At 69.1% G+C, this 15,331-nt stretch carries 14 protein-coding genes; 4 read left to right on the forward strand and 10 right to left on the reverse strand.

Annotated features, from left to right (window positions below; translation table 11 throughout):
* Positions 1 to 84: 84 nt before the first annotated feature.
* The 4 genes from JIX55_RS27635 to JIX55_RS27650 all read right to left on the reverse strand — a co-directional run bounded on the left by JIX55_RS27635 (position 85) and on the right by JIX55_RS27650 (position 3,894).
* Positions 85 to 1,581, reverse strand: coding sequence for a DEAD/DEAH box helicase (locus JIX55_RS27635; RefSeq protein ID WP_257565962.1), 1,497 nt, complete (start codon positions 1,579 to 1,581; stop codon positions 85 to 87).
* Positions 1,582 to 1,755: 174 nt separating this feature from the next.
* Positions 1,756 to 1,959 (reverse strand): cold-shock protein, encoded by a 204-nt coding sequence (locus JIX55_RS27640; RefSeq protein WP_030224351.1) that lies wholly within the window; start codon positions 1,957 to 1,959, stop codon positions 1,756 to 1,758.
* 371 nt (positions 1,960 to 2,330) lie between these two features.
* Positions 2,331 to 2,831 carry a DUF5990 family protein gene (locus JIX55_RS27645; RefSeq protein WP_257565963.1) on the reverse strand — a complete coding sequence of 167 codons (501 nt, stop codon included), beginning with the start codon at positions 2,829 to 2,831 and terminating at the stop codon, positions 2,331 to 2,333.
* 199 nt (positions 2,832 to 3,030) lie between these two features.
* Positions 3,031 to 3,894: a hypothetical protein gene (locus tag JIX55_RS27650; RefSeq protein ID WP_257565964.1), complete on the reverse strand. Its 864-nt coding sequence runs from the start codon at positions 3,892 to 3,894 to the stop codon at positions 3,031 to 3,033.
* A gap of 727 nt (positions 3,895 to 4,621) precedes the next feature.
* Between JIX55_RS27650 and chvE the strand changes: the two genes are divergently transcribed.
* Complete coding sequence (gene chvE / locus JIX55_RS27655) at positions 4,622 to 5,713, forward strand: multiple monosaccharide ABC transporter substrate-binding protein (protein ID WP_257565965.1); 1,092 nt, start codon at positions 4,622 to 4,624, stop codon at positions 5,711 to 5,713.
* Positions 5,714 to 5,900: 187 nt separating this feature from the next.
* Here the strand turns inward: chvE and JIX55_RS27660 are convergent, their stop codons facing one another.
* A complete protein-coding gene (locus JIX55_RS27660; protein ID WP_257565966.1) occupies positions 5,901 to 7,283 on the reverse strand; it encodes a hypothetical protein in 1,383 nt (460 codons plus the stop codon).
* A 238-nt stretch (positions 7,284 to 7,521) separates the two neighbouring features.
* Here JIX55_RS27660 and JIX55_RS27665 point away from each other — a divergent pair, with 238 nt between their 5' ends.
* Both JIX55_RS27665 and JIX55_RS27670 read left to right on the forward strand, forming a co-directional pair.
* A complete protein-coding gene (locus tag JIX55_RS27665; RefSeq protein WP_257565967.1) occupies positions 7,522 to 9,117 on the forward strand; it encodes an alpha/beta hydrolase in 1,596 nt (531 codons plus the stop codon).
* A 465-nt stretch (positions 9,118 to 9,582) separates the two neighbouring features.
* Positions 9,583 to 11,112: a glycosyl hydrolase family 28 protein gene (locus JIX55_RS27670; RefSeq protein WP_257565968.1), complete on the forward strand. Its 1,530-nt coding sequence runs from the start codon at positions 9,583 to 9,585 to the stop codon at positions 11,110 to 11,112.
* A gap of 89 nt (positions 11,113 to 11,201) precedes the next feature.
* On the opposite strand, the gene JIX55_RS27675 is transcribed toward JIX55_RS27670, so the two are convergent.
* Positions 11,202 to 11,420, reverse strand: a complete 219-nt coding sequence (locus JIX55_RS27675; RefSeq protein ID WP_257565969.1) for a hypothetical protein — start codon at positions 11,418 to 11,420, stop codon at positions 11,202 to 11,204.
* Positions 11,421 to 11,485: 65 nt separating this feature from the next.
* A complete protein-coding gene (locus tag JIX55_RS27680) occupies positions 11,486 to 12,274 on the reverse strand; it encodes an SCO6745 family protein (RefSeq protein ID WP_257565970.1) in 789 nt (262 codons plus the stop codon).
* Between the two features lie 58 nt (positions 12,275 to 12,332).
* Between JIX55_RS27680 and JIX55_RS27685 the strand changes: the two genes are divergently transcribed.
* Complete coding sequence (locus tag JIX55_RS27685) at positions 12,333 to 13,250, forward strand: LysR substrate-binding domain-containing protein (protein WP_257565971.1); 918 nt, start codon at positions 12,333 to 12,335, stop codon at positions 13,248 to 13,250.
* On the opposite strand, the gene JIX55_RS27690 is transcribed toward JIX55_RS27685, so the two are convergent.
* From JIX55_RS27690 to tgmB, 3 genes are all read right to left on the reverse strand, one after another.
* Complete coding sequence (locus JIX55_RS27690) at positions 13,247 to 13,558, reverse strand: NIPSNAP family protein (RefSeq protein ID WP_257565972.1); 312 nt, start codon at positions 13,556 to 13,558, stop codon at positions 13,247 to 13,249. The genes JIX55_RS27685 and JIX55_RS27690 overlap by 4 nt on opposite strands.
* 185 nt (positions 13,559 to 13,743) lie before the next feature.
* Positions 13,744 to 14,229, reverse strand: a complete 486-nt coding sequence (locus JIX55_RS27695) for a cold shock domain-containing protein (RefSeq protein WP_257565973.1) — start codon at positions 14,227 to 14,229, stop codon at positions 13,744 to 13,746.
* Between the two features lie 164 nt (positions 14,230 to 14,393).
* Positions 14,394 to 15,323: an ATP-grasp ribosomal peptide maturase gene (gene tgmB, locus JIX55_RS27700; protein ID WP_257565974.1), complete on the reverse strand. Its 930-nt coding sequence runs from the start codon at positions 15,321 to 15,323 to the stop codon at positions 14,394 to 14,396.
* Positions 15,324 to 15,331 lie beyond the last annotated feature (8 nt).

The raw sequence follows: 15,331 nt of genomic DNA on the forward strand, positions 1-15,331 counted from the left end.
GAGAAAGATCCGCCTGGTGTAGCTGTGTCCGAACCGGTGTCAACGCTGCCTCCTCGAAGATGGGTGAGCCTCTGGTCGATGCTTCTAGGCCGCGGAGCCGAAGGCGGGCCGCTGTGCCCTGCGCCGCCCCGCCTGTCCGGTGGCGGCGCGCCCCCGGGCCGGGCGGTCGTGGCGGCCTCGGGACGAGGAACCCGCGGGCGACCCGGCGCGGCGCGGACGAGCCGCGGCCGGTGCGGTGATGACGACCGGGACACCGGAAGGGGCCTGGGCGCCGGTGATGCGGGTCAGCTCCGCCTCACCGGACCGTACGGAGGTGATCTGCGGGGCGATGCCGGCCGAGGCCATCAGCCGGCTCATGCCGCGGCGCTGGGAGGGTGTCACGAGGGTGACGACGCTCCCGGACTCGCCGGCGCGGGCGGTACGGCCGCCGCGGTGCAGATAGTCCTTGTGGTCGCTGGGCGGATCCACGTTGACGACCAGGTCGAGGTTGTCGACGTGGATACCGCGGGCCGCGACGTTGGTCGCCACCAGCACCGTCACATGTCCGGTCTTGAACTGGGCGAGGGTCCGTGTGCGCTGGGGCTGGGACTTGCCGCCGTGCAGAGCCGCGGCGCGGACGCCGCTCCTCAGCAGGTGCTCGGTCAGCCGGTCCACGGCGTGCTTGGTGTCCAGGAACATGATCACCCGGCCGTCGCGCGCCGCGATCTCGGTGGTCGTCCGGTGCTTGTCCGCGTCGTGCACGTGGAGCACGTGGTGCTCCATCGTGGTGACCGCACCCGCCGACGGGTCGACGGAGTGGACCACCGGGTCCGCCAGGTAGCGGCGGACGAGCAGGTCCACATTGCGGTCCAGGGTGGCCGAGAACAGCATCCGCTGCCCTCCGGGGCGCACCTGGTCGAGCAGGGCGGTGACCTGGGGCATGAAGCCCATGTCGGCCATCTGGTCGGCCTCGTCGAGGACGGTGATGCCGACGTCGTCCAGCTGGCAGTCGCCCCGGTCGATGAGGTCCTTGAGCCGGCCCGGCGTCGCGACGACGACCTCCGCACCGGCACGCAGCGCACCTGTCTGCCTGCCGATCGACATCCCGCCGACCACGGTGGCCATCCGCAGCCGCACGGAGCGGGCGTACGGGGTGAGCGCGTCGGTCACCTGCTGGGCGAGCTCGCGGGTGGGGACGAGGATCAGGGCGAGCGGCCGCCGCGGCTCCGCGCGCCGGCCCGCGGTACGGGCCAGTACGGCGAGGCCGAAGGCGATGGTCTTGCCCGACCCGGTACGGCCGCGGCCGAGCACGTCACGTCCGGCGAGGGAGTTCGGCAGGGTCGCCCCCTGGATGGGGAACGGGGCGGTCACGCCCTCGTGCCCGAGCGCGGCCAGCAACGGCGCCGGCAGGGCCAGGTCGGCGAACGACTCGACGGCGGGCAGCGGCGGCGTGACCGTCACCGGCAGCGCGAACTCGCCCTGGGGTGCGGTCTGTCGGCGATCGTTGCCCTTGGAACGCCGGGGAGCCCCCGAGCGCTTGGGGGCGGAACCCCAGGAGCGGTCGTTGGTACGGGTCGTGCGGGCGGTGCGTGCGCGGTTCAAGCGGAACCTTTCCTCGATGTGAGCGCGTAGGCATGTAGCAAGGAATTTTCCGCAGCAAAATGAACGGCGCAGAGAATCGCGAGAACGAGCGTCACATGCCCTGAAATGCAGCGAGCTGGGGCCCGCACCCCAAGGTGCGGGCCCCAGCTGCGAAATATGCGTTGCTGCGGTGGGTCAGGCGGGAACGATGTTCTCGGCCGTCGGGCCCTTCTGGCCCTGCGCGATGTCGAAGGACACCTTCTGGCCTTCCTGCAGCTCGCGGAAGCCCTGGGCGGCGATGTTCGAGTAGTGGGCGAAGACGTCGGCGCCGCCGCCGTCCTGCTCGATGAAGCCGAAGCCCTTTTCCGCGTTGAACCACTTCACGGTGCCAGTAGCCATGTCATTTCTCCTTCGGAGACGATGTTCGGAATTCGCCCTGTGCGGATTCCGCGTCGCCGTGCTGATTAACCCGTCGGAGAATGAACCCTCTGGCAACCACACCTGCAACTGAGATCGACATTAGCATGGCGCGATCGGCCCTGCTCGGCAAAGAATTCCGTTCGGGTCGGCGATCGAGGAATACTCGCCGTGTGCCGCACCTATTTCTCACTTCACGGATACAGATATTGATCCGCGCGGGTGCAGTGTTCCCGCCGAGCACTTCCGGCCGCAGCGCCATGACCTCCGTCGATGAGCCATGCGCCGCGTCCGGCGTCATCGACGGATGGGGCCACGGTGAACGCGCCGAGACCCCGCCGGCGCAATAAAGGTCACATCGGCCCGTTCGCCGATGACACCGTTTCCTGGCCGGCGCGTGCGGCGGTCCAGGTGATGTGCGGGGGCTCGACGCGTGCGCACAGGGGCCCGCCCTGCGCGTCGGTCAGACCGAGACGTCCGACCAGCAGCCCGTCGTGTGCGGCGGCGGCGAGTACGTCGGCGGGGATGACGTCGAGCATGAGCTTGGCGCGGCGGAACATCGTGAAGACGCCCGATTCGTCGACCGTGCCCCACGACAGGTAGATGAACCGTCGGCCCAGACGGTCCTGCACGTAGGGGCCTTTGACCTCGGTGCCGGTCGGCGAGGCACGCGTGGTGCACTCCAGGGTCCAGGTCGCGGACGGCGCGTCGCCGGGCTGTGGTTCGAGGAGTTCGGCCGGACGGTCGCGGCGTTGCACGGCGACGTGGATGTTGTCGTACGCGGGGAATCTGCCGTCGACAGAGGCGGAGTGGGTGAGGCCGGGCAGGTCGAAGGCGTCGATGCGGATACGCATGGCGGCCATCATCCGTCATCGTCCGAGCAGAGGTCGGCCGGCCTCGAACCGGGTGGGTCGGGCAGCGGTGACCTCGTCACTCGGTACCGGCTCCCGCTACGGCGGCCTCCTCATAGCGGGGGCTCCTCGCCCCCACACACACGTATCGCCGCGCCGACGTGCGGTGCGGCGCGGCGCGGCGATACGGGTGGCCTGCGGCTCAGTGGTCGTCGGTGATGGTGGTCGCGATGCCGTTGCTGATCACGACCTCGGCGGTGAAGCCCTTCTTGGCGGCGGCCTCCAGTTCGTTCTCGTAGCACTGGATGCCGCCCTGGCCGCCTTCGCCCGTGTTGGTGTCGCCGCAGATGTCGCCGTAGCCCCAGATCTTGGTGTCCTCGGCGACGAGGAACTGCTGCTCGACGCCCTTCATGTCGGAGACCGTGTACTTGCCCGGCGCCAGGTACGAGACGTTGCCGAACCAGGTTCCGTTGACGCCCTTGCCCTTGTCGATGCCCTCGACGACGGTCTCACGGGAGCCCGAGTCGGAGCCGGAGCCGGAGCCGGAGCCGGACGACGAGTCGGAGTCCGAACCCGAGCCGGAGGAACCGGAGGAACCGGACGACGATCCGGAGCCGGTGCCCTGCTGGGCGGCGCGCCGCTCGGTCACCAGGGTCGCGATGCCCTTCTTCATCTCCACGTCGGCATTCACGGCGCCCTTCTTGGTCGCCGCCTCCAACTGGTCGAGCGTGCACGGCGCGTCCACCTTGGCCCCCGCCTCGCCGCATATCGTGCCGGCGCCGTAGACCTCGGTGTCGTCGGCGACCAGGAACTGCTGGTCGTCCTTGCCCGGTACGGAGACGATGTACTTGCCCGGGGCGAGATAGGTGACCGTGCCGTTCTTGAACGTGCCGCTGAGACCCTGGGAGTTCTTGGAGTTCGACGCCTTCTCCGCGACCGCCGCCGTGTCGGTCCCGCTCTTGCCGGAGGAGTCGGTGTCGGTGCCGTTCTGGCACGCCGTCATCAGCAGCCCGGCGGTGATCGCGGCGGTGACGACGACGGCCTTGCGCAGGTGGCGGTTGATCACGGGGTGGTTCCTTCCGAGTGGGGGTGGCAGGGAGCCGGTGGTGTTTCCTCCGGTTCCCGCTCTGTGCTGACTATGAGGAGCCCCGGAGCCACCAGGTCACGCCCGTCTTCCCTTCAGGACACCGCCGTAGCACGGCTGTGACACAGCAACACAACGGCTGTGGACGGCGGTTCGTCGACGCGCCGCCTTGCGCGCGTCGGTTCCGGCCGGCTCACCGGCGCGGGCACGTGGACCGGTCTCCCATGCCGGATGTGGGCGAGAACCTCGTACCTCTGGATCCAGCCCAGGCGTCACGGACCGTCATCGGCCAGGACGGACCAGGACTCGGATGACCGCGGTATGCGGGGTCGCGGGCGCACGGGACGCTGGAACCGATTTTGTTCGCCCCGTTGACACCCCGCGCATCCCCTCCTAGTCTCACGCGAGCCTTCCGGCCATGTGACGAGATTTCGAACGATTGAAAGGCAAGTGCCCTACGTATCACCGGAATCAGCACACGTGGCCGGAACGCCGTGGCGCACCCTGACGTATACGGCGTCCGAGGCCCGACTCGAGCAACGTGGCGGTCGACCTGATTCCGCGATGACTTCGGCGAGATCCGTCGGCTGTTCCCCGCTGGTCCAGGGCGCCTGGGATCCACCCGTACGGCACCCATCCGCGGGACATGCCCACCGACATCTGGTCGCCGTCATCCGCTCCACGACGAGAAGAACAGGGAACGATCACCATGCGTAACCGAAGAGCCGCCCTCGCCGTCATCGGCGGAGCCGTCTCCCTTGCCCTCACCCTGTCCGCCTGCGGCGGCGAGACCAGCGAGAGCAGCAGCTCCGAGCGCGGCACCATCGGCATCGCCATGCCGACCCAGGCCTCCGAGCGCTGGCTCACCGACGGCAAGAGCGTCGTCGAGAACCTGCAGGGCAAGGGGTACAAAACCAAGCTGGTCTACGGCGAGGACGACCCGGACACCCAGGTCTCGCAGATCGAGAAACTGATCAAGCAGGGCATCGACGCACTGATCATCGCGGCCATCGACAACAAGTCGCTGAACGGCGTGCTCCAACAGGCCGCCGCCGCGGACATCCCGGTGATCTCCTACGACCGGCTCATCCTCGGCACCAAGAACGTCGACTACTACGTCTCCTTCGACAACGAGCAGGTCGGCCGGCTCCAGGCCCTCCACATCATCGACGAGCTCGGCCTGGAGGACGGCAAGGGCCCGTTCAACATCGAGCTGTTCGCCGGTTCCCCCGACGACAACAACACCAAATACTTCTACGAGGGTGCGATGCACCTCCTGCAGCCCTACCTGGACAACAAGCAGTTGGTCGTCCGGTCCGGCCAGACCGCGCTCAAGGAGATCACCACCCTGCGCTGGGACGGGCCCACCGCGGAGAAGCGCATGAACCGCGTCCTCAGCCAGTCGTACGGGAGCGAGAACGTCGACGCGGTCCTGTCGCCGTACGACGGCATCTCCCTCGGCATCCTGTCCGCGCTGAAGTCGGACGGCTACGGCTCCGGCAGCAAGCCGCTGCCGATCATCACCGGCCAGGACGCCGAGCTGGCCTCGGTGAAGTCGATCATCGCGGGTGAGCAGTCGCAGACCGTCTACAAGGACCTCCGCCAGCTCGCCGAGCGGGCCGCGTTCATGGCCGACGACATACTCAACGACGACACGCCGGAGCTGAACAACAGAAGGGCCTATGGGAACGGCGTCAAGTCCGTGCCCGCCTACCTGCTTCAGCCGGTCAGCGTCGACAAGACCAACTACGACAAGATTCTGGTCGGAGGCGGCTACTACACCGACGCCGAACTCAAGTAGCCGAGGGAACTCACCTCTTACGGGCACGGACCACGGGGGAACGCCGAACCGGAAGGTGCGGGAACTCCTCCTGGACGTGGGTGCTGCGGTGCGGGCGGAGGGGCGATGACGAGGTGTCGCCACCGCCCATGCCCACCGGCGGATTCGGTGGGCATGAGCTGGGCCGGTTCACGGTCGGTTCGCGGCGTCAGTTCACCGCGAAGAAGTAGTCATAGGGCGCCAGTCGGATGCCGGAGCGGGTCGTCGCGTAGACCGTGAGGTAGTGGAAGCCGTCCGTCGGCGGGGTCCAGTCGACAGTCGCCTTGTGGTGGGCGTCCGCGGCGACCGTGGCCTCCGGGGCACCGTTGAAGGAGTACGTGTAGCTCACGACGTCCTTCACCTTCGGTGTGAACGTGAACGTGCCCGGGACACCCACACCGCCACCCGAACCGTTCTCGGGGTAGACGTCCGAAGCGACGGTCGGAGTGGTGTCGTAGCTTGTGCTCCAGGATGCCGCGTCGCTGACCCAGCCGTTCGCGCTCGTGCTGGTCACCCGGAGCGACTCGCCGTGGATGCCGTCCAGCGTGAGCTTCATTTTCGCCGTGCCGTCCGCCGCCGCCGCGACCTCGAGGGTCTTGTCGCTCTGACCGCCGATGGTCCGCACGGAGTATGCGACGACCGGACTCTTCGACTGGAGTCCCGCGTCGGGCCGGAGCGTGAACTCGGTCGGCTCGCCGAACTCGGGCGACGGGACGGCCGGGGTGACGGTGGGTGCCGTGGAGCCGACGCGGAACGTGTAGCTGGTGATCGCCGATCCGTTGTGGGCCCGGTCCAGGCTTCGCACCCACAGGGTCATCACACCGGCGCCGCCCGGCGGTACCAGGCTGAGCGTCGCCGAACCGCCGGGCGCGTCGGCGCGCTTGAAGTATCTCGTGTCCGAGTACGGGTCGACGGGCTGCGGGATGCCGTGGTCGCCGATGGTCGTGCCGATCACCGGGAGGTCCTGCCGCCAGGAGAACTGGAACCCGGTGACGTCGTCGACACCGCCCGCGTCCAGTGTGAACGTGACCGGCTCGCCGCCCTGGTTCCATGCGTCCGGCGGGTAGTTCGGCGAGCTGATGGTGGGCGCGTTCGTCGGGCGGGTGTTGTCGACCGTGACATAGCAGGGGGCCGACCAGTCCGAGGCCGCGCCCCCGGCCACCGTCTGCGCCTGCCACGCGTAGGTCTGTCCGTCGGCGAGCGCGTCGGCGGGCAGCGTGGCGGGTGCCTCGAACCCGGTGGTGGCATGGTCACGGGTGACCGTCGTGATCCGCGTCGGGTCGGCGACCGGCCAGGCCTGATACCGCACGCTGACCCGGGAGTCGTCGGTGCTGTCGGTGGTCCCGGGGATGCCTTCGACGACAAGGCCGGTGCCGGCCCAGAGATACGTGGGCCGGTCCGCGTCGGTCGAGCAGTGCCGGTAGCCGTTGAAGAGCTGGGTGGGTGTGGTGGGCGTCCCGGCGGCCGCGTTCGCGGGCGACGCGGCGGCGAGTGCCAGGCCGAGGGTGCCCAGAGAAGCGAGGACGGCACGCGAACGCGTACCTGAGGACATGGTCAAGTGATCCCTCCCGTTCGGATGCCCGCACACTGCCCCTGATGCGTACAGGTGTGCGGGCGGCGAGGGGATCGTAGGGCGGTGCCGCAGACCGGCGCATGGCAATTACCGGCACGCGTCCGGCGCTTCAGTCACTCGGCCGTTATCTGATGACCCATCATTTCGGTTGAATCACAAGGGCGTTGGGACCAGGCTTTGATGCGCCTGTGAACTCCTGATTCATGGAGGAACATCCGTGCCATCCAACCCCCCACTGCTCCCGCGCTCGAAAGCGCGCGGGAGACTGGCTGTCGGAGCCCTGGTCACCGCGCTGTTCGGACAGTTGCTCGCCGGGACCGCCGTCGCCGCCCCCTCGGCCAAGACCCCGCCGCCCGCGCGCATGGCCTGGGAGCCGTGTGAGTCTCCCTCCGGCGAGGGCACTTTCGAGTGCGCCACCATCAAGGTGCCCGTGGACTGGAAGCGGCCGCGCGGCGCCACCATCGACCTGGCCCTCGCCCGCCATCGGGCCACCGACCCCGAGCGCCGTATCGGCTCGCTGCTGATCAACCCCGGCGGTCCGGGCGGCTCCGGCGTCGGCTTCGCGTTCAGCGCCCCCGAGGCCTTCTCGCCCGAACTACTGGAGCGTTTCGACATCGTGGGCTTCGACCCGCGCGGCGTCGGCCTCAGCAACCCGGTGAAGTGCGACGAGGACCTGGTGAACGCCCAGGGTGCGCTGCTCTACCCGGACAGCTACTCCTCGTTCACCGCCCTCCGCGAGGCGAACCACGCGCTCGGCGAGAACTGCCGCGCCGTCACCGGACCGCTCGTCGACCACATGGACACCGCCAGCGTCGTCCGTGACATGGAGGCGATACGCGTCGGCCTCGGCGAGCGGCGGATCAGCTACTACGGCGTCTCCTACGGCACCGCGATCGGCCAGCAGTACGCCGCGCGCTACCCCCACCGCGTCCGCGCGATGACGCTCGACTCGAACATGGACCACAGCCTGGGCAGGTGGGACTTCCAGAAGACCGAGACGGTCGCGGTGGAGGAGTCGTACGGCCAGTTCGCCGACTGGTGCGCCCGTACGCCGTCGTGTGTGCTCCACGACCGGGACGCCCGCGCCCTGTTCGATTCGCTCTACAAGCGCGCCGACGCCGGTGAGCTGGTCCTGCCGGGCGACCCGCCCTACACCGTCACCCCGCAGGACCTCCAGAACGTCGCCTTGAGCTACATGTACGACCCGGCCTATTGGTTCGACTTCGCCCAGTTCCTCAGCGACTTGGATGCCTCCGCCCCCGCGGCGGCACGGACCCTCCGGAAGTACGGCGAGCCGACGGAATTCCCGTTCTTCCCGGTGATGTGCCAGGACTACGACTTCAACGTCCCCTCGTACGCCACCCTCGCCCGCTACGAGCGCAAGCTCGCCCGGCTTGCCCCCGTCACCCGTTTCAGCCCCCTCGGCTGGACGGTCCAGACCGGCTGCCAGGACTGGCCGACCGAGGTGACCAACCCGCAGCGCAGGCTTCGCGTCGACGGGACCCCGCCGATCCTGATGACCAACAGCCGCTTCGACCCGGCCACCCCGCACTCCTGGGGCTCCAACGCGGCCCGTCAGATCGGCCACGAGGCCGTGTTCCTCACGTACGACGGTGTCGGCCACGGCGACTACTGGCTGAGCCCGTGCGCGCGTGACGCCATCGACACGTACCTCCTCACCCTGAAGACCCCCCGCAAGGGCACCCACTGCCCCGCGGTCTGGCCGACCGGGCCCTCCGCCCAGCGGCAGTCGCCGACCGGAGACCTCGTCAACCCGCTGCCCGACCTGCTGGGCACGGGCACGTACCGGTGAACCGCGTGACGCGGCCTGATCCGACCCGGTCCTGACTGACGGGGCGCGGTCCCGGTGGCTTTCGCCCGGGTCGCGCCCCGTGGCACGTCTGCGAGCCGGTTCAGTGGTCGAGGGGCGTAGCCGCCGGAGAGCCCCCCCGCCGAACGGGGGGCGGTCCGGAGGCAGTTGCCGGCTTCCGCGCGGGCACCGGGCGACCGCCGGGGCCCGCGCCGCCGAGTCGCGGCCGTCGGTGGCGAGCGTGCCGCTCCCACCTGCGGGTTGTCTCGAAACTTTCGCATATGTGCCAATACCTTGACGCGGATTTCCGTCTGGCCGCAGGATCAGCCAGCCCCTTACGCCACATGTGCACCAAGGGTGGGTGCTCTGTCCGCACCTCCGGCAGGCGGTCGCGCGCGGCGGCTTCAGTGCCGGGTCTTCACCTCAACCACAGATGGCCACCCGCCCCCGTTCCGTCAAGGAGTCACCATGAGCTCGTCGCTGTCCCGGCGAACCACCCTCCAGGCCGTCGGCGCCCTCGCCGCAGCCGGCCTGGCCTCCAGTGTCGCGAGCACTTCGCAGGCCGCTGCCGCCACAGCGGAGGAGCCCGCCACCGCTGGCGACATCGTTGTCACGCATCCGCCCCTTCCGCAGGTGCCGGTCAACAACTCCTTCACCGTCAAGGTCCGGCCGTCCGGCGGCAGTTGGCAGAGACTCGGCGTCCACCTGGCCAAGCTCGCGCTGATCGACCCCACCACCGGCAGCAACAGGGCCCAGAACTCCTCCTGGGCCGCCTTCGACTTCTCCGGCACCGTCGAGGTCGAGGTCACCTACAACTCGGGTGGCTTCGAGAAGGCCCGCGTCCGCCCGGACTCGTACGGCATCAAGCCCGAGGTGCTCGGCAGCACCGTGCGCTTCACCCTGGACCGGCCCCGCAACGTCGTCGTCCAGCTCGACGACAAGATCTTCGACTGCCTGCACCTGTTCGCCAACCCGCTCGAGCAGAACCCGCCCGCCGAGGGCGACAAGAACGTCATGTACTTCGGTCCCGGCTACCACACCCCCGCCAACGGCGAGCTGAAGGTGCCCAGCAACACCACCGTCTACCTGGCTCCGGGTGCGGTCGTCAACGCCTTCGTGGACATCCAGGGGGTGGAGAACTCCCGGGTGATCGGCCGTGGAGTGCTCTACAACTCCAAGTGGGGCGCGATGCTGATCCGTAAGTGCGAGAACATCACGATCGAAGGCATCACGGTCCTCAACCCCCGGTACGAGAACATCCGGGTCGCCGAGAGCCAGAACGTCACCATCGAGAACGTGCGCGCCTTCACCCACCAGGGCTGGGGCGACGGCATCCAGCTCTACTGCTCCGAGAACATCACGGTCGACGGCTGCTTCCTGCGCACGTCCGACGACTGCGTCGCCCTCTACACCCACCGCTGGGACTTCTACGGCGACACCCGCAACATCACCGTCAAGAACTGCTCGCTCTGGGCCGACGTCGCCCACCCGATCAACATCGGCGTGCACGGCAACACCGAGAACCCCGAGATGCTGGAGAACCTGACCTACGAGAACATCGACATCCTCGACCACCGCGAGCCGCAGGTGACCTACCAGGGCGCCATCGCCTTCATGGTCGGCGACCACAACCTCGTGCGGGACGTCAAGTTCGACAACATCCGCGTCGAGGACTTCCGCTGGGGCCAGCTCATCCACATGCGGGTCGAGTACAACCCGAAGTACAACACCTCGGCCGGCCGCGGCATCGAGAACGTCTACATCAAGGACCTCAGCTACAACGGCAAGAACGCCGACCTCTCGATGATCGTCGGCCTTGACGCCGAGCACGCCGTCAAGGACGTCACCTTCGAGAACCTCCGCGTCAACGGCCGGGTGATCGCCGACAGCACGGGCAAGCCGCGGTGGTACCTGGCCGCGGACGGTGTGCCCATGTTCGTCAACGAGCACGTGAAGAACCTCCGCTTCCTCACCACCGAGGAGGCCGCGGCCCTGTGACAGCCGACGGTCGGCCCCGGTGTCCTCCTGGGAGACGCCGGGGCCGACCGCACGCCCGCGGTGCGGCGGCGCGGGTGGCCAGGCGATGGCTAGGCGGTGTCGTTCCAGTCGTATGGTCCGCCGCCGCGCCACTCGATCAGTTCCGGGTCGTCGACGGCTCGGTCCTCGACCGGCAGATCGGCGGCGTGCAGGAAGTCCAAGACGTCGAAGAGGCTGTAGGCCGTGCCGACGTGCTCACCGTGGATCGTCACCCGCCGTCCATTGTCCGACGCGGGCGGCAGCACCACCACAGGAGGCCGCGTGTCCATGGCACCACCATGCCCTTACGGCGGTGGGTGCGCAGCTCCAGTCCCCTGAGCGGTCCTCCCGGACATCAGCGGGCGGGCTCCGGCCGAGTTCGCGGTGACGGGGTCGGGGCGGCGGTCAACGCGTTGACCAGCTGGGCGAATTCGGTACGTCGCCGGTCGCCCAGTGTGGCGTAGAGCGGCGCCTGAAGCTCGTCGGTGAGCTGCTCGGCACGCCGCCATCGGGGGATCAGGGGTGCGGCCACGGGTTGTGGGTCGTGCCAGCCGTAGTGGGTCGCCTGCTCGACACCGAGGTTGATGACCATGGCCTCTCGGGCGCTCAGCCCGCTCAGGCGCACCGCCGCCAGATGGCAGGCGCCACGGTGTTCCCGCAGTACGTGTATGCGCTGCATGGCCGCACCGACCGGGTCGTCGGCTGGGCAGGGGCGCGCGCGCCAGCCGGCGAACAGCGGCAGCGCGTCGGCGTCGGCGGCGTCGATCAGCCGCTGTGCCAAGCGGTTGAAGTGCTCCACGTCGACGTCGGCGGGGATGTTGGCGCGCCCCCACGTCCGGACGGCCTGTGCGTAACAGGCAGCGGCTTCCTCCGCCGGCATCACGGACCGTCCCGCCAGCCAGCCCGCGGTGACCAGGTGGGGGCCGAGGAAGCCCTGTACCGCTTGGACCACCGGGACCGATGCCTCGCCGAGCACCCCGAACCGGCCGCGACAGTAGAAGCCGCGCCCTGGGGGAAAGCCGGCATTCAGACCGACGGCGGCGGTCGCCTCGTCGGACATGAACTCGTCACCGAAATCGTGGATGGGCCGGGCAACCGCGGCGATGCAGTCGAAGATCTCCATGCGCTGAAGGTCGCTCACCATGAATCGATAGGTCAAGGGGATGATTTCTGATGGAACCCTTTAGGTAATCTATCGAGTCATGCTGGACCTCCGCCGTTTGCACATGCTCAAGACCGTCGCCTCCCGAGGTTCCATCGCCGCGGCCGCCCAGTCGCTGGCGCTGTCGGCCGGTGCCGTGTCCCAGCAGTTGTCCGCGCTGCGGCGCGACGTGGGAGTCGATCTGCTGCGCCCCGACGGGCGAACCGTGGCACTGACGGAGGCGGGCCGGGTGCTCCTCGAACACGCCGACCGGATCCTCGCCGCCGTGCAGGAGGCCGAGAGCGCCGTCGCGGCGGTCAAGGGCGCGGTCGGCGCCACCGCCACCCTCGCCGCGTTGCCCTCGACCGTCGCCCGGATCGTGGCCCCCGCACTGACCGCGCTGGGCTCACACCACCCGCAGCTCACCGTGACGTGCCTCGTCACCGACCAGGCGCAACTGCGGGAACTCACCCTGGGCACCGTCGACGTGGTGCTGGGACAGCGGTATCACCACCTGCCCGATGCCACACCCCGGGGCATCGAGGTCTCCCCGCTGCTCGACGATCCGCTGCTCGTCGTCACCGCGGCCGACCAGGCCGAGGAGCGGCCCGTCGCCCTGCGGGAACTGGCCACGCACAGCCTCGCCGTACCGCCGCCGACCACGGACTGCGGACAGGCCGTCCTGCACGCCTTCCACCAGGCCGGCTTCACACCCACGACGCGCTACGTCACCGCCGACATCGCTGCCCAGCTCGCCCTCGCACGGGCCGGGCTCGCCACCGCGCTCGTCCCCCGGACGGCCATCGACCCGGCCACACCCGGAATCCGCACGGCGCCCATCGAGGACCGTCCGATCCTGCGCCTGCTCTTCGCCGCGACGCGGCACACCGAGACCGCGAACCCGACGACCACGGCCGTCATCGCGGCGCTGCGCACAGCCGTGCGGCAGGGTCGTACCACGCACCTCCCGCCGGCCTAGGACGGGCCGTCGAGCGGCCGGAGGAAGCGGCGCTCGTACCGCTTGATGCAGCGGGTGTCACGAGCCAGTTGGAATGCTTCCTGGCACTCCGCGTCGGTCGTGCTGTCCGTGCGGTACTGCTCGTACGCGGCCAGGCTGGGAAAGGAGAAGAGGGCGTAGGCGATGTCGCTGTCGCCCTCACTCGGCAGGAAGTAGCCGTGGTGCGTTCCGCCGAAACGGTTGACGAGCCGGACCCAGCGGCGACCGTACTCCTCGAAATCCGCAAGCTTGCCGGCGTCGATCTCATACTTCAGATGAATGGTGATCACGCCTGAATGATGCCTTGTGCCGGTTCTGCCTCGAATGACAGCCCGGGCGGTCGCGCGACTCGGCCTGCTCGCCGCCGGCCGGAGGACGCAACGACCACCGGAGCGCACAGCCGGCGATCGGTGCGGGATCAGGCCCCGCACCGGGCAGGCCGGGGCGGTCGCGGTCCTGGCCGTCTGTGGGCGACTCACGTGGCCACGACGACCGACAGGGCGACAGTGGCGATCGCGACAACGGCCAGCACGACCATCCCCGCCCACAACGCCGTCACCAGCCCACCCCCGCGGGACACCGCGGCAGGCTGAGGGGAACCGTTTTCCCGCACCAGCGGCTGCCCGTCCCCGGCGTCGGCCTCCAGCAACTGCGCGCACCACGGGCAGATGTCCACCCCATTCACCCCAGGGGCCGTCTCAACGGGCCACCCAGCTTGTTCGTGCGCAGCCGCTTCACCATCCGCTCCCTCGGCCGGCGGACAGCATCCCGAGCCCAGACGGCGGATGTTGTCGGCTCTGACACCGGCGGCGTCCAGGGTGACGTCGAAGCACACCCGCCTGCCCGCGATCAGCTCGCACTCCGCGTCACCGCGAACCGCCGAACGGTAGGCGGCGGCATCGAAGCCGCCACCGTCCTGGGCGATGGCGCCCAGGCCCCGGTCGGGATCGAACCACTTCACGACACCACTGGGCACAGACGACCCCCACGTTAGAGCGACTCAGTGGGGGGTCGTCTGTACGTCTGCCCGCGCATCGACCTCGGCAACCGGCGCGCGCCCTGGCGCGCGAGGCAGACACCCCGCGCCAGGATCGTCGGCACAACCTCCACGTACTCGCGGTGACATCAGGCCTTGCGCCGTGACAGCCACAGGGCGACCGCCTCCGAGATCGGCTGCCCGGTCTCCAGTTCGACGAAGCCGAACTGGCCGCCCTGGTTGCACTCCAGGAACCACCAGATGCCCTCCTCGTCCTCGGCGAAGTCGAAGGCGGCGTACGCCAGTCCGGCAAGGGTGACGTACTCGTGCACCGACCTGCCGATGCGTTCGGGCACCGGGACCACCTTCCAGGCGTGCCCGGTGTCGCCGTAGCGCCCGTCGACCTGGCCCGGTTCGGCAGCCTTCCGTGCGGCGAACAGCCGGTTGCCGACACAGGTCAGACGGATGTCGGCACGCTTGGGTATGTACCGCTGCAGCAGCGCGGGACCGGCCGCGACGGTGGAGAAGTCCGGGTCGGGGCCGACCAGGGTGGTGGGCAGAGCCAGCGCGGGGTCACCGGGCGGCGGTCCTGAGGCGGATTTCACCACCACGCTCCCGTGCTCCTTGGCGAACTGCTGCGCCAGGCGCGGGGAGGTGGTGATGGCCGTCGGTGGTACGGCGAAGCCGCTGAGGTGAGCCGTCCTCAACTGCCAGGGCTTCAACCGGGCTTGGTCGGCATTGCGCGGATGGTTCATCCATCGCGCAGAGGTGGAGTGGAGCATTCCGAAGAGCGCCTGACGGGTCTCGGCGGTCAGCCACTCCGATGGGTGGGCCGCGTGCGCGGCCGGTTCGCCGGGCCTGCGCACCCATACGGAGCCCAGGCATCCCATGCTGAGCACATGCCCGTTCACCGACAGGTGGCCTTCGAAGTCGCCACGGACGTAATCCGCGGACAACAGGGCCTTGCCCGGTAGGTCGGCGGGGTCGAGCCGCATCACGGCCACCCCCGTCTCGTGCAGCTTGGCCACCACCATGTCGGCGGTGACGTCCTCTTCGGACGTGAGGATCAGAACAGTCATTCGGTTAC

The organism is Streptomyces sp. DSM 40750, assembly GCF_024612035.1.
In the GTDB taxonomy this organism is placed as follows: domain Bacteria; phylum Actinomycetota; class Actinomycetes; order Streptomycetales; family Streptomycetaceae; genus Streptomyces.